Source organism: Streptococcus mitis ATCC 6249 (genome assembly GCF_000146585.1).
Classification (GTDB): domain Bacteria; phylum Bacillota; class Bacilli; order Lactobacillales; family Streptococcaceae; genus Streptococcus; species Streptococcus mitis_AZ.
Genome location: NZ_GL397179.1, coordinates 968,251 through 988,054 on the forward strand (window position 1 = coordinate 968,251; position 19,804 = coordinate 988,054).

Consider the following 19,804-nt stretch of genomic DNA (forward strand, 5'->3'; position numbering starts at 1 on the left):
GGTTTTGAAAGAAAGAGTCTGAGCCAGTTCATTATGGAACTTAAAATGGTATAATAGTACTATATTTAAAGCAAGGAGGAGATGGAATGATTGCACAGCTCGATACCAAGACTGTTTACAGTTTTATGGAAAGTGTGGTTTCGATTGAAAAATATGTACATACAGCTAAAGATTATGGCTATTCTCACCTTGCTATCATGGATGTGGATAATCTTTATGGAGCCTATCACTTTTTAGAGGTGACTCGAAAATATGGAATCCAACCTTTAATTGGTCTCGAAATAACCTTGATTATAGACGAGAAGGCGATCTCTTTCCGTTTTCTAGCTCTATCTACTAAAGGTTACCAAGAGTTGATGAAGTTATCCACTTTAAAAATGACTGGACGAAAAAATTGGTCTGACTTTACCAGTCACCTTGAGGATGTTGCTGTTATTGTTCCTTATTATGATGGAATCGATCAGCTGGATTTAGGTCATGATTATTTTATTGGGGTTAGTCCCGATACTCACCAAGAAGTCTTTACCAAACCTATTCTTCCACTGTATCAGGTCAACTCCTTTGAGAAAGAAGACATACAGGTTTTGCAAATCTTATCGGCGGTCAAGGATAATGTCAGTCTGAGAGAAGTGGATGTGCATTCACAGCAAGGGATCTTTCTACCAGCCTCAGACTTAGAAGCAAGATTTAAAAATCGCTTTCCACAGTCACTTGCCAATCTTCAAGATTTGATAGAGAATGTTAGCTACCAACTTGATCCAAGTTTAAAACTCCCTCGCTTTAACCCTGAAAGGCCGGCAGTAGAAGAACTTAGAGAGAGGGCTGAACAAGGCTTGATAGCCAAGGAGTTAACCTCAGTTCTCTATCAAGAGCGGCTAAATGAAGAGTTGGCTGTTATTCATGATATGGGCTTTGATGACTATTTCCTAGTTGTTTGGGATTTGTTGCGTTTTGGACGTTCCCAAGGCTACTATATGGGAATGGGGCGCGGTTCTGCTGTGGGTAGTTTGGTCGCCTACTCACTTGACATCACAGGGATTGATCCAGTTGAGAAAAACTTGATTTTCGAGCGCTTTTTAAATCGTGAGCGGTACACCATGCCCGATATCGATATCGACATTCCTGACCTATATAGACCAGAGTTCATTCGTTATGTTCGTGATCGGTATGGCAGTCAACATGTGGCGCAGATTGTCACTTATTCGACCTTTGGAGCAAAACAGGCAATTCGTGATGTTTTCAAACGCTATGGTGTTCCAGAGTACGAATTAACAAATATTACGAAAAAAATCAGTTTCCGAGATACACTAACGACGGCCTATGAAAAGAATTTGCAATTTAGACAGGTCATCAATAGCAAGATTGAATATCAAAAAGCTTTTGAGATTGCTCGAAAGATTGAAGGGTATCCTCGTCAGACCTCTATCCATGCGGCCGGAGTCGTTATGAGTGACCAAGACTTGACGGACTATATTCCTCTAAAATATGGTGAGGATATGCTGATCACCCAGTATGATGCTCATGGTGTTGAAGCCAATGGACTTCTAAAAATGGATTTCCTCGGTTTACGTAACCTGACTTTCGTACAAAAAATGCAGGAATTGCTTGCGGAGTCAGAGGGTGTTCATCTAAAAATTGAAGAGATTGACCTGGAAGACAGTGAAACTTTAGCCCTATTTTCAGCTGGAAATACCAAGGGGATTTTCCAATTTGAACAACCAGGAGCCATCCGACTCTTGAAACGGGTGAAACCACAAGTCTTCGAAGAAGTGGTAGCAACGACATCCCTTAACAGACCAGGTGCAAGTGATTATATCGATAACTTTGTAGCTCGAAAGCATGGCAAAGAAAAGGTGACGGTGCTGGATCCTACATTGGAAGACATCCTGTCATCAACCTACGGTATTATGCTCTATCAAGAGCAAGTCATGCAGGTAGCTCAGCGCTTTGGAGGATTCAGTCTTGGTAAAGCCGACATTCTCAGACGTGCCATGGGTAAGAAAAATGCTAAAGAAATGCATTTGATGAAGGAAGATTTTATCGCTGGTGCAGTAAAACTCGGTCATTCAGAAGAGAAAGCCAATCAAGTTTTTGCAGTGATGGAAAAGTTTGCTGGCTATGGATTTAACAGATCCCACGCCTATGCCTACTCATCCCTGGCTTTCCAACTTGCTTATTTTAAAACCCATTATCCTGCTATTTTCTTTCAAGTCATGTTGAATTATTCGAGCAGTGATTATATTGTAGATGCTCTTCAGATGGGATTTGATGTAGCGCCTTTAGCCATCAACAGCATTCCCTATCATGATAAAATTGCTCAGAAGAAAATCTATCTTGGTTTGAAAACCATTAAGGGGATGCCGAGAGATTTTTCTTATTGGATTATTGAAAACCGTCCTTTTTCAAGTGTTGAAGATTTCGTCACACGTCTTCCTAAGAATTACAAGAAACTATCGCTTTTGTCTCCTTTGGTTGAACTGGGGCTCTTTGATGACTTTGACAAGAACCGCCAGAAAATCCTAGTCAACCTACCAAACCTATTTGTTTTTGTTGAGGAGTTGGGTGGTCTCTTTGCAGATGCAAGCTATAGCTGGACTGAGGCGGATGATTTTACGGAAGCAGAGAAATTTTACAAGGAGCAGGAACTGATCGGGGTTGGTATCAGCGCTCATCCTTTGCAAACACTTGCCAAACAGGCCCTTTATTCGACAACGCCCATTGCTACTCTCACTGAAGGGAGTCATGTAACCCTTCTAGTTGAAGTGCAAAAAATAAAAGTCATTCGAACTAAGAAAGGCGAGAATATGGCTTTTCTACAGGTTCACGACAGTAAGTCTAAACTGGATGTGACTGTATTTTCAGATCAGTATCGAAAATTCGCTTCCATCTTATCTGAAGGAAAATTCTACTACATCAATGGCAAAGTTCAATCCCGAGATGGTCGTCTGCAAATGATTGCACAAGATTTGAAAGAAGCAGTGGCGGAACGATTCTGGATTCAAGTTAAAAACCACGACAACGATAAAGAAATTTCAACTATCTTAGAACAACATAAAGGCTCTATTCCTGTTATTATCAGGTATGTTGAGGAAGAAAAGACAATTGTTTCCTCCCAACATTTTGTAAAAAAAGACCCAGTTTTACAGGAAAAATTAGATGGAATTGTTATGAAAACGATTTATCGCTAAAAATACGGAAAATAGAAGAATTTTCCAATTAAATGTGGTATAATCAGTAAGAATGTTAAAAGAAAAAGGAGCATAACCAAATGAAACGTATTGCTGTTTTGACCAGTGGTGGAGACGCCCCTGGTATGAATGCTGCCATCCGTGCGGTAGTTCGTCAAGCAATCTCAGAAGGAATGGAAGTATTTGGTATCTATGATGGATACGCAGGTATGGTTGCCGGTGAAATCTATCCACTTGATGCTGCTTCAGTAGGAGACATCATTTCACGTGGTGGTACTTTCCTTCACTCTGCTCGTTACCCTGAGTTTGCACAACTCGAAGGTCAACTTAAAGGGATTGAGCAATTGAAAAAACACGGTATTGAAGGTGTCGTAGTTATCGGTGGTGACGGTTCTTATCACGGAGCTATGCGCTTGACTGAGCATGGATTCCCTGCTATTGGTCTTCCAGGAACAATTGATAATGATATCGTTGGTACGGACTTCACAATCGGATTTGATACAGCAGTTACAACTGCTATGGACGCGATTGACAAGATTCGCGATACTTCATCAAGTCACCGTCGTACCTTTGTTATTGAGGTAATGGGACGTAACGCTGGTGATATCGCTCTTTGGGCAGGTATCGCAACTGGTGCTGACGAAATCATCATCCCTGAAGAAGACTTCAAGATGGAAGATATCGTTGCAAGCATCAAAGCTGGTTATGAATGTGGTAAGAAACACAACATCATTGTTTTGGCTGAGGGAGTTATGTCTGCCGATGAGTTTGGTAAAAAACTCAAGGAAGCTGGAGACACTAGTGACCTTCGTGTAACTGAACTTGGGCACATCCAACGTGGTGGATCACCAACCGCTCGTGACCGTGTATTAGCATCACGCATGGGTGCACACGCTGTTAAACTTCTTAAACAAGGAATCGGTGGTGTCGCTGTTGGTATCCGTAACGAGAAAATGGTTGAAAACCCAATTCTTGGAACAGCAGAAGAGGGAGCTTTGTTTAGCTTGACTGAAGATGGTAAGATTGTTGTTAACAACCCACACAAAGCTGATCTTGAACTCTCTGACTTGAACAAGAGCTTGTCCTAATCAACTTTTATTAATCTAGTAAAATGACCAAAAAGGTCGAATTATATAAAGGAGTCACAAAAAATCATGAACAAACGTGTAAAAATCGTTGCAACCTTGGGTCCTGCGGTAGAAATCCGTGGTGGTAAAAAATTCGGTGATGACGGATACTGGGGAGAAAAACTTGACGTTGAATCATCAGCAAAAAATATTGCGAAATTGATTGAAGCTGGAGCAAACACTTTCCGTTTCAACTTCTCACACGGTGACCACCAAGAACAAGGTGACCGTATGGCAACTGTTAAACTTGCTGAAAAACTTGCAGGTAAAAAAGTTGGTTTCCTTCTGGATACAAAAGGTCCTGAAATCCGTACTGAATTGTTCGAAGGCGATGCAAAAGAGTACTCTTATAAAACTGGTGAAAAAATCCGTGTTGCAACCAAACAAGGTATCAAATCAACTCGTGAAGTGATTGCTTTGAACGTTGCTGGCGCTCTTGACATCTATGATGACGTTGAAGTTGGTCATCAAGTTTTGGTTGACGATGGTAAACTTGGTCTTCGTGTTATCGCTAAAGACGATGCAACTCGTGAATTTGAAGTAGAAGTTGAAAATGATGGCGTTGTTGCAAAACAAAAAGGTGTAAACATCCCTAACACTAAAATTCCTTTCCCAGCTCTTGCAGAACGTGATAACGACGACATCCGCTTCGGTCTTGAGCAAGGTATCAACTTCATCGCGATCTCATTCGTACGTACTGCTAAAGACGTGAATGAAGTTCGTGCAATCTGTGAAGAAACTGGAAACGGACATGTTCAATTGTTCGCGAAAATCGAAAACCAACAAGGTATCGATAACTTGGATGAGATCATCGAAGCAGCTGATGGTATCATGATCGCTCGTGGTGACATGGGTATCGAAGTACCATTCGAAATGGTTCCAGTTTACCAAAAAATGATCATTACTAAAGTGAATGCTGCTGGTAAAGTTGTTATCACTGCAACAAACATGCTTGAAACAATGACTGAAAAACCACGTGCGACTCGTTCAGAAGTATCAGACGTATTCAACGCTGTTATCGACGGAACTGACGCAACAATGCTTTCAGGTGAGTCTGCAAACGGTAAATACCCACTTGAATCAGTAACAACAATGGCTACAATCGACAAGAACGCTCAAACTCTTCTTAATGAATATGGTCGTTTGAACTCAGATGCATTCGAGCGTAACTCTAAGACAGAAGTTATGGCTTCAGCTGTTAAAGATGCCACTAACTCAATGAACATCAAATTGGTTGTTACACTTACTAAGACTGGTCACACAGCACGTTTGATTTCTAAATACCGTCCAAATGCTGACATTTTGGCAATCACTTTCGATGAATTGACTGAACGTGGATTGATGTTGAACTGGGGTGTTATTCCAGTAACAACTGAACGTCCTTCAAATACTGACGATATGTTTGATCTTGCTGAAAAGATTGCAGTTGAACAAGGCTTGGTTGAATCTGGCGACGATATCGTTATCGTTGCTGGTGTGCCACTTGGAGAAGCTGCTCGTACAAACACAATGCGTATCCGTACAGTACGTTAATCTAACTTTTAAAGCCTATCATATCAAGCTCCAAAGCTTGTGTGATGGGTCTTTTTTTGTGAACAAAAACAAAAAAGAGGCAGGAAATAATCAAGAGTAATGGGAAAAAATTGAAAATTATGGTATAATAGAATGAAAAGACCTTTTTAGTAAATTTTGAAAGAGTATAACATGAGAAAAATTGTCATCAATGGTGGACGTCCATTGCAAGGTGAGATCACCATTAGTGGTGCAAAAAATAGTGTCGTTGCGCTTATTCCAGCTATTATCTTAGCAGATGATATTGTCACTTTAGATTGTGTTCCAGATATTTCAGACGTTGCTAGTCTTGTCGAAATCATGGAGATCATGGGGGCGTCTGTTAAGCGTTATGACGATGTTTTGGAGATTGATCCAAGAGGCGTTCAAAACATTCCAATGCCGTATGGCAAGATTAATAGCTTGCGTGCTTCTTATTATTTTTACGGAAGTCTTTTAGGGCGCTTTGGCGAAGCTACGGTAGGACTTCCTGGTGGATGTGATTTGGGTCCTCGCCCGATTGACCTTCACTTAAAAGCCTTTGAAGCTATGGGGGCTAAGGTCAGCTACGAGGGAGATAATATGAATTTATCTGCCCAAGCTAAGGGTCTTCATGGAGCAAGTATTTACATGGACACCGTTAGCGTTGGTGCAACGATTAACACCATGATTGCCGCGGTTAAAGCAAAGGGACGTACTGTCATTGAAAATGCGGCCCGTGAACCAGAAATCATTGATGTGGCTACCCTTTTGAACAACATGGGGGCACACATTCGTGGTGCCGGGACTGATATTATCATTATTGATGGTGTTGAGACGCTTCATGGGACTCGTCACCAAGTCATTCCAGACCGTATTGAAGCTGGAACTTATATTTCACTTGCTGCTGCGGTTGGTAAAGGAATTCGTATTAACAACGTTCTTTATGAGCATCTTGAAGGCTTTATCGCCAAACTAGAGGAAATGGGCGTTCGTATGACGGTCTCTGAGGATAGTATCTTTGTTGAAGAGCAGTCAGACCTGAAGGCAATCAGCATTAAAACTGCTCCTTATCCTGGTTTTGCAACTGATTTGCAACAGCCTATCACGCCACTTTTATTAACAACTCAAGGCCGTGGAACGATTATTGATACCATTTATGAAAAACGTGTCAACCATGTCTTTGAGTTAGCAAAAATGGATGCGGATATTACGACTACGAATGATCACATTATCTATAAAGGTGGTCGTACCTTGCATGGAGCAAGTGTTAAAGCTACAGATTTGCGAGCAGGTGCCGCTCTTGTGATTGCTGGATTGATGGCTCAAGGCCAGACCGAAATTACAAATATTGAGTTTATCCTTCGTGGCTACTCAGATATCATTGAAAAATTACGTAGTCTTGGAGCAGATATTACACTCGTCGAAGACTAAACCATTGAGGTGATTATGAATATTTGGACCAAATTAGCAATGTTTTCTTTCTTTGAAACGGAGCGCTTGTATTTGCGTCCTTTCTTTTTTAGTGACAGTAAAGCCTTTTATGAGATTGCTTCTGATCCAGAAAATCTGCAATTTATTTTTCCCAGCCAAGCAAGTTTAGAGGAGAGTCAATATGCTCTTGCCAACTATTTTATGAAGGCTCCTCTAGGTGTCTGGGCAATTTGTAATCAAGACAATCAGGAAATGATTGGTTCCATCAAATTTGAAAAAATCGACGAAATCAAGAAAGAAGCAGAAATCGGTTATTTCTTAAAAAAAGATGCTTGGTCGCAAGGTTTTATGACAGAGGCTGTTAGCAAACTCTGTCAACTTTCCTTTGAAGAATTTGGTTTAAAACAATTATCCATCATCACTCATCTGGAGAATCAAGCTAGCCAAAAAGTAGCCTTAAAATCGGGCTTTAGTCTCTTCCGACAGTTTAAGGGGAGCGATCGCTATACACGAAAAATGAGGGACTATCTTGAATTTCGATACATAAAAGGAGAATTCAATGAGTAAACACCAGGAAATTTTGTCTTATCTGGAAGAGTTACCAATTGGGAAGAGAGTTAGTGTTCGTAGTATTTCAAATCACCTAGGTGTTAGTGATGGAACAGCCTATCGGGCTATCAAAGAAGCTGAAAATCGTGGCATCGTTGAAACTCGGCCACGAAGTGGAACCATACGGGTCAAGTCCCAAAAAGTGGCTATTGAGCGGCTAACCTATGCAGAAATCGCAGAAGTGACTAGCTCTGAGGTTTTAGCAGGTCAGGAAGGGTTAGAGAGAGAATTTAGTAAATTTTCTATTGGCGCCATGACTGAGCAGAATATCCTCTCTTATCTCCATGATGGAGGCCTTTTGATTGTAGGTGACCGTACTCGCATTCAACTTTTAGCGCTGGAAAATGAAAATGCAGTCCTTGTGACTGGAGGTTTCCATGTCCAAGATGATGTATTGACTCTTGCCAATAAAAAAGGTATCCCTGTTCTGAGAAGTAAGCATGATACCTTTACAGTTGCAACCATGATTAACAAAGCTCTCTCAAATGTTCAGATTAAAACTGACATTTTAACAGTCGAAAAACTCTATCGTCCGAGTCATGAGTATGGCTTTTTGAGAGAAACGGATACAGTCAAAGACTATCTAGATTTGGTACGTAAGAATAGAAGTAGCCGTTTCCCAGTCATTAACCAACACCAAGTGGTTGTTGGAGTTGTTACCATGCGTGACGCGGGAGATAAGTCACCTAGTACGACGATTGACAAGGTGATGACGCGAAGTATCTTCGTAACGGGTTTGGCAACTAATATTGCCAATGTCAGCCAACGAATGATAGCTGAAGACTTTGAGATGGTTCCCGTTGTTCGAAGTAACCAGACTCTACTTGGGGTCGTAACTCGAAGAGATGTCATGGAAAAAATGAGCCGTTCTCAGGTTTCAGCTTTGCCGACTTTTTCAGAGCAAATCGGGCAAAAACTTTCTTATCATCATGATGAAGTCATCATTACTGTTGAGCCCTTCATGTTGGAGAAAAATGGTGTCCTTGCTAATGGAGTCTTGGCTGAAATCCTCAACCATATGACCCAAGACCTTGTTGTCAATAGTGGGCGCAATCTCATCATAGAGCAGATGTTGATTTATTTCTTGCAGGCTGTGCAGATAGATGATACTTTGCGGATTCAGGCTCGGATTATTCACCACACGAGACGCTCAGCTATTATTGATTATGATATTTATCATGGTCATCAGATTGTTTCAAAAGCAAATGTTACAGTAAAAATCAATTAGAATCTAGGAGAAAAAATGATAACTTTAAAATCAGCACGTGAAATCGAAGCCATGGACAAGGCTGGTGATTTCCTAGCTAGTATCCATATCGGCTTACGTGATTTGATTAAGCCAGGCGTGGATATGTGGGAAGTAGAAGAGTATGTTCGTCGTCGTTGTAAAGAGGAGAATTTCCTTCCTTTACAGATTGGCGTGGATGGGGCAGTCATGGATTACCCCTATGCCACCTGTTGCTCTCTCAACGACGAAGTAGCTCATGCTTTTCCACGTCATTACATCTTGAAAGATGGCGATTTGCTCAAGGTAGACATGGTACTTGGTGGTCCGATTTCCAAATCAGACCTCAATGTATCTAAACTCAACTTTAACAATGTTGAGCAAATGAAAAAATACACCCAAAGCTATACTGGTGGTTTAGCAGACTCATGTTGGGCTTATGCGGTTGGTACACCGTCTGAAGAAGTGAAAAACCTGATGGACGTGACCAAGGAAGCTATGTATATAGGGATTAAGCAAGCAGTTGTCGGCAATCGTATCGGTGATATCGGTGCGGCCATTCAAGAATACGCTGAAAGTCGCGGTTATGGTGTCGTACGTGATTTGGTTGGTCATGGAGTTGGTCCAACTATGCACGAGGAACCAATGGTCCCTAACTACGGTATTGCAGGCCGTGGACTCCGCCTCCGTGAAGGAATGGTGTTGACCATCGAACCCATGATCAATACTGGGGATTGGGAAATTGATACAGATATGAAAACTGGCTGGGCTCATAAAACCATCGATGGTGGCCTATCTTGTCAATATGAACACCAGTTTGTGATTACAAAAGACGGTCCTGTTATCTTGACAAGTCAAGGTGAAGAAGGAACGTATTAAAACGAAAGGAGCATAGCTCCTTTTTTATATTCAGTTTAGATAAAATAGACAAGCGTAGCAAAGTTGTCACAAATTTTTTCTTTTGTAGTAAAATAGGATTAGAATTTTGTGAAAGTAGGTAATTCGTTGGAATCTATTATATTTTTAGTATCGGTTTTCTTAGCCGGCATTCTGTCTTTCTTTTCACCCTGCATCTTCCCTTTGCTACCGGTCTATGCTGGTATTTTACTGGATGATCAGAGGAACTCGAAAAGCTTTCGATTTTTCGGAAGAGACGTTGCATGGTCAGGCTTAATTCGGACCTTGTGCTTTATTGCTGGGATCTCCCTCATTTTCTTTATTTTGGGATTTGGAGCTGGTTTCCTGGGAAATATGCTCTATGCTGACTGGTTTCGTTATCTTATGGGAGCAGTCATTATCCTCTTGGGCCTTCACCAGATGGAAATTTTGCATTTCAATAAACTGGAAGTGCAAAAAACAGTCACCTTCAAAAAATCACAGTCGAATCACTATTTGTCAGCATTTTTGCTTGGGATAACCTTTAGTTTTGGTTGGACCCCTTGTATCGGACCGGTTTTAAGTTCGGTCTTGGCTCTTGCAGCTTCAGGAGGGAATGGTGCTTGGCAAGGAGCTGTACTAACCTTAGTGTACACATTGGGAATGGCCCTACCTTTCATCGTTTTGGCCTTGGCTTCGGGTTGGATTATGCCCTACTTTAGTAAATTAAAACCCCATATGATTCTACTAAAGAAAATTGGGGGAGCTTTGATTATTTTGATGGGATTGTTATTAATGCTAGGGCAGTTAAATGCCTTGTCAGGAATTCTTGGATAAAAGGAGAAAAAGATGAAAAAAGTTATTTTTGCTGGATTGAGCCTCATGTCTCTATTCTTGTTGATTGCCTGTGGCGAAAAAGAAACCAAACAATCAGAAAGTCCCAAACAGCCTGCTGTACAACAAATCGCAGTAGGAAAGGATGCCCCAGACTTCACCTTGCAGTCTATGGATGGCAAAGAAGTCAAGTTATCAGACTATAAGGGTAAAAAAGTCTATTTAAAATTCTGGGCCTCTTGGTGTGGTCCTTGTCGAAAGAGTATGCCAGAGTTGATGGAATTAGCTGCAAAACAAGATCGGGACTTTGAAATACTAAGTGTCGTTGCACCAGGACTACAAGGTGAAAAAACAGTTGAAGAGTTTCCAAAATGGTACCAAGAACAAGGCTACAAGGATATACCAGTTCTATATGATACCAAGGCAGCTACCTTCCAAGCCTACCAAATTCGTAGTATTCCAACAGAATACCTGATTGATAGTCAAGGAAAAATTGGAAAAATCCAATTTGGTGCTATTAGCAATGCAGATGCTGAAGCAGCTTTTAAAGAGATGAAATAAATTAAAGAATACGAAAAAATCGCGATTGTTCGCGATTTTTTTATAGTTTTTCATTGATAAAGCGGATGAATTGGTTCCACCAAACTTTTAAGAAGAAGGCTTTTTCAACTTTTTTTTCAGAAACCATTTCAAAAGATGGTTTTTTAGAAGTGAGGTAGCCTTGACCAATCAAATCCTGGTCATCATAGGTTAGGGTACCGACAACCTTTCCTTCTTCCAAAGGAGCAGTTTCTGATGTTGATTTTGGTGTGAATTGAAGAGCTGATGTAGTTCCGCTTCCAACTCGTTGGACAACAGCAATATCTGATTTAGCAACTGCAGGCACGCTGTCTTCTTTTCCATCAAGGACAGTAACCTTACTATCTTTGTAAGTTTCACCTTTTTTAACAACAGTTTGTAGGGTAAAGTTTGCAGAGATATAGTCTAAAAGAGAAGAAGTAGCTGTAAATCGTGCATAAGGATTGCCGTCTTGTTGATCGGCATTTAAAACAACTGTAATGATACGCATTCCTTTTTCGACAGTGGTTCCAACGAAAGAAGCTCCTGCCTTATCAGTTGTTCCTGTCTTTAAACCGTCAATTCCTCCTCGGTAGGCTGGCATCCCCTCCAACATAGAGTTAGTTGAGTGGATTTCAAGCCCAGCAAAAGTAGAAGATGCTTTTTTGGTAATTTCTAAAACCTGCGGATAATCTCGGATGAGGTTACGAGCAACGATGGCAACATCGTAAGCACTAAGTTTATTTTCTTCGTCTTTCTTAGAACCTGGATAGATGTTATCTCCAAGAGTCTCGTTGTTTAATCCAGTTGTGTTTACAATAGTTGCATCCTGGATTCCCCATTCCAAAAGTTTCGCCCTCATTTTGTCAACGAAGTCTTTCTCAGAACCGGCAATTTTTTCTGCTAGCGCAATTGCAGCACTGTTTGCACTGGATACCATTGTAGCCTCTAATAGTTGTTCAACAGTATAATTTCGAGCTTCCATAGGGACGTTACTTGCTTCTGAATTGGTGGTGAGATGGTATGGATAGTCTGAAATATCAACAGGGGTTGATAGGCTGATGGTTCCTTGTTCCAAGGCCTCATAGACCAAATAGACAGTAACAAGTTTTGTAATAGAAGCAATCTCGACAGGCTGACTCGCATCTTTTTCATAAAGAACTTTTCCTGTTGTTGCTTCAACTGCGATAGCGTGTTTAGCGGCTATATCAAAACTTTGAGCTGAAATAGTAGAGATTGTACCAAAAGTAAGAAGTGTTAGTAAGGATATAATTATTTTTTTCATATTAGCTTTATTTTATCATAAAGGGAAAAAATATTCTCGCTTTTATGCTGAAGCCTTCGTATCTTTTTTTAGAAATATGGTAAAATAGATAGAAGGAGGATAGTTATGTTCCGTAGAAACAAATTATTTTTTTGGACAGCCGAAATCTTACTATTAACCATTATTTTTTATCTTTGGAGAGAGATGGGGTCCATCATTACTCCCTTTGTCACAGTTATCAATACGATTATGATTCCATTCTTATTGGGGGGATTTTTCTACTACCTGACAAATCCAATCGTAACCTTCTTGGAGAAAAGATGTAAGATCAATCGTTTGATTGGTGTCTTGGTCACTCTTTGCGCCTTGATTGGAGCCATCGTGGTTGGTGTAGTTTATCTCTTACCTATTTTGATCAACCAGCTGACAAGTTTGATTATCTCTAGCCAAAATATCTACAGCAGACTGCAGGATTTGGTTATTGATTTATCAATGAATCCTATTTTCCAAAATATTGATATCCAAAAAACCATTCAACAGTTAAATCTATCCTATGTCGATATTCTCCAAAATATCCTTAATAGCGTTAGCAATAGCTTAGGAAGTGTCCTTTCTGCTTTATTTAGTACAATCCTCATTCTAATTATGACTCCGGTCTTCTTGATCTATTTCCTACTAGATGGCAACAAATTTTTACCGATGTTGGAACGAACAGTTCTCAAACATGACAAGCTGAACCTAACCAGTCTCTTGAAAAACTTGAACGCAACTGTAGCAAGATATATCAGTGGAATTGCGATTGATGCTGTCATAATCGGATGTTTGGCCTATGTGGGTTACAGTGTTATTGGTTTGAAGTATGCCTTAGTCTTTGCTATTTTTTCTGGCATTGCCAATCTGATTCCATATGTTGGTCCAAGTATTGGTTTGATTCCGATGATTATTGCAAATGTATTCACCGATCCTCAACGAATGTTAATTGCAGTTGTCTATATGCTGATTATTCAACAGGTTGATGGCAATATTCTCTACCCTCGTATCGTTGGAGGGGTTATGAAAGTTCATCCAATCACCATTTTAGTCCTTCTCTTACTATCAAGTAATATCTACGGTGTGATTGGCATGGTAGTAGCAGTACCTAGCTATTCTATCTTAAAAGAAATTACTAAGTTCTTTGCGAAATTGTATGAAAATCATAAGGAAGCCAAAGAACAAGAAAAAACAGAATCAGTTTAAAAATCAGGAAAACCTGGTTTTTTACTTATATAAATAAGCTTTAAAACTAAAATATCATAGAAAAGAGGATCTTGATAAGAAGCGGAAGAAAGGGATCCCATAAGATTTAGATTAATTAACAAAATATGTGTAAAACACTTGCAATTTAGCTGAAATTTGATAAAATAGTAAGGAAAGTTAGACTGTATTGCCTACTGTCTATCTATAAAATATATTTTATTGGAGGCTTTTACTCAAATGGCAAAAGAAAAATACGATCGTAGTAAACCACACGTTAACATTGGTACTATCGGACACGTTGACCACGGTAAAACTACCCTAACTGCAGCTATCACAACTGTTTTGGCACGTCGCTTGCCTTCATCAGTTAACCAACCTAAAGACTATGCGTCTATCGATGCTGCTCCAGAAGAACGCGAACGCGGTATCACCATCAACACTGCGCACGTTGAGTACGAAACTGAAAAACGTCACTACGCTCACATCGACGCTCCAGGACACGCGGACTACGTTAAAAACATGATCACTGGTGCCGCTCAAATGGACGGAGCTATCCTTGTAGTAGCTTCAACTGACGGACCAATGCCACAAACTCGTGAGCACATCCTTCTTTCACGTCAGGTTGGTGTTAAACACCTTATCGTCTTCATGAACAAGATCGACTTGGTTGACGACGAAGAATTGCTTGAATTGGTTGAAATGGAAATCCGTGACCTCTTGTCAGAATACGACTTCCCAGGTGACGATCTTCCAGTTATCCAAGGTTCAGCTCTTAAAGCTCTTGAAGGTGACTCTAAATACGAAGACATCATCATGGAATTGATGAACACTGTTGACGAGTACATTCCAGAACCAGAACGTGACACTGACAAACCATTGCTTCTTCCAGTCGAGGACGTATTCTCAATCACTGGACGTGGTACAGTTGCTTCAGGACGTATCGACCGTGGTACTGTTCGTGTCAACGATGAAATCGAAATCGTTGGTATCAAAGAAGAAACTTCAAAAGCAGTTGTTACTGGTGTTGAAATGTTCCGTAAACAACTTGACGAAGGTCTTGCTGGAGATAACGTAGGTGTCCTTCTTCGTGGTGTTCAACGTGACGAAATCGAACGTGGACAAGTTATCGCTAAACCAGGTTCAATCAACCCACACACTAAATTCAAAGGTGAAGTCTACATCCTTACTAAAGAAGAAGGTGGACGTCACACTCCATTCTTCAACAACTACCGCCCACAATTCTACTTCCGTACTACTGACGTTACAGGTTCAATCGAACTTCCAGCAGGTACTGAAATGGTAATGCCTGGTGATAACGTGACTATCGACGTTGAGTTGATCCACCCAATCGCCGTAGAACAAGGTACTACATTCTCTATCCGTGAGGGTGGACGTACTGTTGGTTCAGGTATGGTTACAGAAATCGAAGCTTAATTCGATTTAGTTCCCAGAAGAACAATTATTTAAGTCAGACACTAAAAGAATCTTGCTTTGCAAGGTTCTTTTTTAGTTCTATTTTTGTAAGAAGGCCTTCTAGTATAGCGATATGATAGATTTTTTGGTATAATAAAAGTTATGGAAATCGAAAAAACCAATCGCATGAATGCGCTTTTTGAATTTTATGCTGCGCTTTTGACAGATAAGCAGATGAATTATATTGAACTCTACTATGCAGATGATTACAGTCTTGCGGAGATTGCTGAAGAGTTCGGTGTTAGTCGCCAAGCTGTTTATGACAATATCAAGCGGACAGAAAAGATTCTGGAAGACTATGAGATGAAATTACATATGTATTCAGACTACATTGTCCGTAGTCAGATTTTTGACCAGATCTTGGAGCGCTATCCTAAGGATGAGTTTCTTCAGGAGCAGATAGAAATTTTAACAAGCATTGATAATCGGGATTAATCATGGGCAGTGTAGTTATTTATCAAGGATTACCTTGTAAACTATTAGCCGCAGAGGAACCATTTCCTACTCGACTACAGATTATCTCGCCCAATGATATCTCCAAAGCTATGCAAATAGGTTTTAGCTGTTGGGGATATCCAAATGAAATCATGAAAGAAATCACACCCGAAGAACTTGAGTGTTTGCAACATTTCGGACGATTTCCACTGAATTGAGTAAATAGGAGAAAAAAATGGCATTTGAAAGTTTAACAGAACGTTTGCAGAACGTCTTTAAAAATCTACGTAAAAAAGGAAAAATCTCTGAGGCTGATGTCCAAGAAGCAACCAAAGAAATTCGTTTGGCTTTGCTGGAAGCCGACGTTGCTTTGCCAGTTGTAAAGGACTTTATCAAGAAGGTTCGTGAACGCGCAGTCGGACACGAGGTTATTGATACCCTTAATCCAGCACAACAGATTATCAAAATCGTTGATGAGGAATTGACAGCCATTTTAGGATCTGATACAGCTGAAATTATCAAGTCACCAAAGATTCCTACGATTATCATGATGGTTGGTTTGCAAGGGGCTGGTAAAACAACATTTGCTGGTAAGCTGGCTAACAAACTCAAGAAGGAAGAAAATGCCCGTCCTTTGATGATTGCAGCGGATATTTACCGCCCAGCTGCCATTGACCAGTTGAAGACACTTGGACAACAGATTGATGTTCCTGTTTTCGCTCTTGGAACAGAAGTACCAGCTGTTGAGATTGTTCGCCAAGGTTTGGAGCAAGCGCAGGCCAACCACAACGACTATGTTTTGATTGATACGGCAGGGCGTTTGCAGATTGATGAGCTCTTGATGAATGAGCTTCGTGATGTTAAAGCACTGGCTCAACCAAATGAAATCCTGCTCGTCATTGATGCCATGATCGGTCAGGAAGCGGCCAATGTTGCCCGTGAGTTTAATGCTCAGTTAGAAGTGACTGGGGTTATTCTTACCAAGATTGATGGGGATACTCGTGGTGGTGCGGCCCTATCTGTTCGTCACATCACTGGAAAACCAATCAAGTTCACTGGTACGGGTGAAAAGATTACAGATATCGAAACCTTCCACCCAGATCGTATGTCAAGCCGTATCCTTGGTATGGGAGATATGCTGACCTTGATTGAGAAGGCTTCTCAGGAATACGATGAGCAAAAAGCTCTTGAAATGGCTGAGAAGATGCGTGAAAACACCTTTGATTTCAATGATTTCATCGATCAGTTGGATCAAGTGCAAAATATGGGGCCAATGGAAGACTTACTCAAGATGATTCCAGGTATGGCTAACAATCCTGCCCTTCAAAATATGAAGGTGGATGAGCGCCAGATTGCGCGTAAACGTGCCATCGTGTCTTCTATGACTCCTGAAGAGCGTGAAAATCCTGATTTGTTAAATCCAAGTCGTCGCCGTCGTATCGCTGCAGGTTCTGGAAATACCTTTGTCGAAGTCAATAAATTCATCAAGGACTTTAATCAGGCCAAACAGCTCATGCAAGGGGTCATGTCTGGTGATATGAACAAGATGATGAAGCAAATGGGAATCAATTCCAATAACCTTCCTAAAAATATGCCAAATATGGGAGGAATGGATATGTCTGCCCTTGAAGGCATGATGGGACAAGGCGGCATGCCAGATATGTCAGCTCTTGGAGGAGCTGGAATGCCAGATATGAGCCAGATGTTTGGTGGCGGACTTAAAGGTAAAATTGGCGAATTCGCCATGAAACAGTCTATGAAACGCATGGCCAACAAAATGAAAAAAGCGAAGAAAAAACGCAAATAAAAAAGGAAAGCAGAAGTGCTTTCCTTATTAATAAAAAGAACTCTGAATCCGATTCAGAGTTCTTTTGTGTTTGATTGTTTTATTCCCACTCAACGACTAAATAAGGTCGTCAAATCGTTTATATAACAGTGTTTTTAGCGTGTGGTTATGATTTTGAAGACAGTTTTGGAGACTCTCTCAGTATTGCTTGATTTCCATTGAAATTAACTTTTGTATTTTTAGCGTGTTGTATATTGATTAATCCAGTCATTTCATTAGCCAGTTCCTTATCAACTCCTGACCACATATGAGCATAGTGCTTCAAAGTGATCTCTGGACTTGAGTGTCCTAGTCGTTTTGAAACGATCAGCACCGATGCGTTAAGCTCGTTAATAAGGTAGGATGCGTGAGAATGTCGTAAACCTTTTGCTTGAATCAATGGGACATTTGCTAATTTGGCATAACGCTTAATGATTCTTGAAATGGTTGATTTAAGCATAGGGTTACCATCGTAACTTAAAACAAAATTTACTTTTCCAAGTTCAGATTGACGTTCTTTCCATGCTTTCAAGATTTGGATGGTATCATCATCTAAAGTAACGATACGGAGACCAGCATCTGTTTTAGTGTGGTTCTGTCTTTGCCAATTATTCTTATTAGTCATAATCAGCATATGAGCCACTCTGAGCTCTTTTTTCTCAAAATCAATATCGTTCCACCAGATTGCTGTTCCTTCGTTCACACGCACCCCGGTACAGAAGTAGAGCCACAGCATAACAAAGCATAAATGCTCATAGAAATCAGAAATGCAGATATTGCTAATAACTTCTTCAAAGTCGTTTTTTGTCCAATACTCAGCGATACTTTTCCCTTTTGGAATAGATTTTACTTTCATTGAAACATTCTTCTGTAGATATTGCATATCAACAGCGAAATCCAATGACTTTCTAAAAGTTCCAAAAGTAAGACCTGCATAGGCTTGCGAATAATTACCACAATTTTTAGCTAATAGCCATGTTCTAAAGTTCTGAACTTCACGAACAGTTATGTCTTTGAGTTTTTTCTTCCCAAATCGATTGAAAACAATTTTTAAGGACGGCTGACGTGTTGCATAAGTATGTTCGCTTACTTCTGACTGATAGTAAGGTAAATAAACTGTATTCATGAACTGCTCATAAGTCATATCGTAATTAGAGTATCCATCTGACTAAAGATAGTCATTTTTGACCCTAATCGCTTCTGTATAGGCTTCTTTTGCAGTAGTGAATTTTTTACCATTTGAGTCTTTACGAGACTTTTTCTTGATACGTTTACCAGTGATTTTATCGTTACCTAGGCTAACTTCATAGTAGAATTGACCTTTATCATCAATATACACATCTTGGAAGTTTGTTTTAGCCATAAATTACCTACTTTCTATTCGTTCAGTAACTTAAAGCCAAGAATCTCCTCAACAGCTTCGATTGGAACAGTTCCTAATCGTCTATTGTTGTAAATGGTATACCCTTGTTGTACCATATTCAACTTAGTTTGTCTAATAATTTGTTGAGCTGTAGCTTTTGCGTAGCCTAGTTTAACCAAATCATCAGAAGTAATAGTCAACAGATTTTTACTATTCATTTTCTTCCTCCTTCTTGATATTGTTACGCTGAGGATTGCAACACCGAGAATCAAGATACTTAGCAAAGAAGTAGGTACGTTCAATGATGAGCCCAAGAAGGGGAGTATGATTCGCATGTGCATACCATACTAGCTCTTCAAACTCAGTGAAGTCATTCTGTTCAATGATATCCACCACCTCTTGCATGAAGTCATCTGAGATCATCTCTACAAGGAACTTATCAAGGTTAAATCCACAGCCTACCTCAATATCATTCAGATCATATTGCGTTTTATCCTTATTCTCAGCGTGGGTAAAGTAGTCAAAGAGTCCTTTTGGAGATTGGACAACTTCCACGTGAGAAGGGCCGTTCAGCTTATCTTTGATTAGTTCAGATACTTGTTTGTAGCTCTTGAGTGAATCGAAGAAGAATGCTCCGTGTTTGTGAGCCTTTTTCAATTCTCCTGTTTGGCGATTGATGTCTTTATCGTGCCACGGGCTCAAGATAAAGGGAATATGCAATTCTTCAAGAATTACAAGATAGTCTGCAGGGGCGCTCTCTTTGTAGAATAAGAATGTCCACTTGCTAGAACGTTGTTCTTTTGCCATTTTTCACCTCATTTCTGTGA

General features: G+C 40.2%; 17 protein-coding genes and 1 pseudogene. 14 read left to right on the plus strand and 4 right to left on the minus strand.

Annotated elements, in window-relative coordinates; genetic code table 11:
* Window positions 1-86: 86 nt before the first annotated feature.
* The 9 genes from HMPREF8571_RS06500 to sdbB all read left to right on the plus strand — a co-directional run bounded on the left by HMPREF8571_RS06500 (window position 87) and on the right by sdbB (window position 11,384).
* Complete coding sequence (locus tag HMPREF8571_RS06500; protein ID WP_000561552.1) at window positions 87-3,188, plus strand: DNA polymerase III subunit alpha; 3,102 nt, start codon at window positions 87-89, stop codon at window positions 3,186-3,188.
* 80 nt (window positions 3,189-3,268) lie between these two features.
* Window positions 3,269-4,276, plus strand: coding sequence for a 6-phosphofructokinase (gene pfkA, locus HMPREF8571_RS06505; RefSeq protein WP_000820875.1), 1,008 nt, complete (start codon window positions 3,269-3,271; stop codon window positions 4,274-4,276).
* A 66-nt stretch (window positions 4,277-4,342) separates the two neighbouring features.
* Window positions 4,343-5,848, plus strand: coding sequence for a pyruvate kinase (gene pyk / locus HMPREF8571_RS06510; RefSeq protein WP_001042802.1), 1,506 nt, complete (start codon window positions 4,343-4,345; stop codon window positions 5,846-5,848).
* Window positions 5,849-6,019: 171 nt separating this feature from the next.
* On the plus strand, window positions 6,020-7,279 hold the full coding sequence (locus HMPREF8571_RS06515; RefSeq protein WP_001227100.1) for a UDP-N-acetylglucosamine 1-carboxyvinyltransferase: 1,260 nt from the start codon (window positions 6,020-6,022) through the stop codon (window positions 7,277-7,279).
* Window positions 7,280-7,294: 15 nt separating this feature from the next.
* Entirely contained in the window at window positions 7,295-7,846 is a 552-nt protein-coding gene (locus HMPREF8571_RS06520) for a GNAT family N-acetyltransferase (protein WP_001028738.1), read from the plus strand.
* On the plus strand, window positions 7,839-9,116 hold the full coding sequence (spxR, locus tag HMPREF8571_RS06525) for a CBS-HotDog domain-containing transcription factor SpxR (RefSeq protein WP_000033811.1): 1,278 nt from the start codon (window positions 7,839-7,841) through the stop codon (window positions 9,114-9,116). Before HMPREF8571_RS06520 ends, spxR begins: the two co-directional genes overlap by 8 nt.
* A gap of 15 nt (window positions 9,117-9,131) precedes the next feature.
* Window positions 9,132-9,992 (plus strand): methionyl aminopeptidase, encoded by an 861-nt coding sequence (locus tag HMPREF8571_RS06530; protein ID WP_000631560.1) that lies wholly within the window; start codon window positions 9,132-9,134, stop codon window positions 9,990-9,992.
* Between the two features lie 126 nt (window positions 9,993-10,118).
* Window positions 10,119-10,826 (plus strand): thiol-disulfide oxidoreductase-associated membrane protein CcdA2, encoded by a 708-nt coding sequence (gene ccdA2 / locus HMPREF8571_RS06535; RefSeq protein WP_025168452.1) that lies wholly within the window; start codon window positions 10,119-10,121, stop codon window positions 10,824-10,826.
* Window positions 10,827-10,838: 12 nt separating this feature from the next.
* Window positions 10,839-11,384 (plus strand): thiol-disulfide oxidoreductase-associated lipoprotein SdbB, encoded by a 546-nt coding sequence (sdbB, locus tag HMPREF8571_RS06540; protein ID WP_000755587.1) that lies wholly within the window; start codon window positions 10,839-10,841, stop codon window positions 11,382-11,384.
* A 40-nt stretch (window positions 11,385-11,424) separates the two neighbouring features.
* Here sdbB and pbp3 read toward each other — a convergent pair whose 3' ends face one another.
* Window positions 11,425-12,666, minus strand: a complete 1,242-nt coding sequence (gene pbp3, locus HMPREF8571_RS06545) for a D-alanyl-D-alanine carboxypeptidase PBP3 (protein ID WP_000720263.1) — start codon at window positions 12,664-12,666, stop codon at window positions 11,425-11,427.
* A gap of 105 nt (window positions 12,667-12,771) precedes the next feature.
* Here pbp3 and HMPREF8571_RS06550 point away from each other — a divergent pair, with 105 nt between their 5' ends.
* The 5 genes from HMPREF8571_RS06550 (at window position 12,772) to ffh (ending at window position 17,596) form a co-directional block, all read left to right on the plus strand.
* Window positions 12,772-13,881: an AI-2E family transporter gene (locus HMPREF8571_RS06550; protein WP_000489820.1), complete on the plus strand. Its 1,110-nt coding sequence runs from the start codon at window positions 12,772-12,774 to the stop codon at window positions 13,879-13,881.
* Between the two features lie 237 nt (window positions 13,882-14,118).
* Window positions 14,119-15,315: an elongation factor Tu gene (tuf, locus tag HMPREF8571_RS06555; protein WP_001040723.1), complete on the plus strand. Its 1,197-nt coding sequence runs from the start codon at window positions 14,119-14,121 to the stop codon at window positions 15,313-15,315.
* Window positions 15,316-15,456: 141 nt separating this feature from the next.
* A complete protein-coding gene (locus HMPREF8571_RS06560; RefSeq protein WP_000402070.1) occupies window positions 15,457-15,789 on the plus strand; it encodes a putative DNA-binding protein in 333 nt (110 codons plus the stop codon).
* Between the two features lie 2 nt (window positions 15,790-15,791).
* Window positions 15,792-16,007 (plus strand): hypothetical protein, encoded by a 216-nt coding sequence (locus HMPREF8571_RS11495; protein WP_004240067.1) that lies wholly within the window; start codon window positions 15,792-15,794, stop codon window positions 16,005-16,007.
* 17 nt (window positions 16,008-16,024) lie between these two features.
* A complete protein-coding gene (ffh, locus tag HMPREF8571_RS06570; RefSeq protein WP_000863603.1) occupies window positions 16,025-17,596 on the plus strand; it encodes a signal recognition particle protein in 1,572 nt (523 codons plus the stop codon).
* 145 nt (window positions 17,597-17,741) lie between these two features.
* On the opposite strand, the pseudogene HMPREF8571_RS06575 reads toward ffh, so the two are convergent.
* From HMPREF8571_RS06575 to HMPREF8571_RS06585, 3 genes and pseudogenes are all read right to left on the minus strand, one after another.
* Window positions 17,742-18,977: pseudogene (locus tag HMPREF8571_RS06575) on the minus strand (tyrosine-type recombinase/integrase).
* Between the two features lie 14 nt (window positions 18,978-18,991).
* Entirely contained in the window at window positions 18,992-19,195 is a 204-nt protein-coding gene (locus tag HMPREF8571_RS06580; RefSeq protein WP_001086263.1) for a DUF3173 domain-containing protein, read from the minus strand.
* Complete coding sequence (locus tag HMPREF8571_RS06585; RefSeq protein ID WP_001040931.1) at window positions 19,188-19,784, minus strand: replication protein; 597 nt, start codon at window positions 19,782-19,784, stop codon at window positions 19,188-19,190. The genes HMPREF8571_RS06580 and HMPREF8571_RS06585 overlap by 8 nt, the downstream gene beginning before the upstream one ends.
* Window positions 19,785-19,804: the final 20 nt, after the last annotated feature.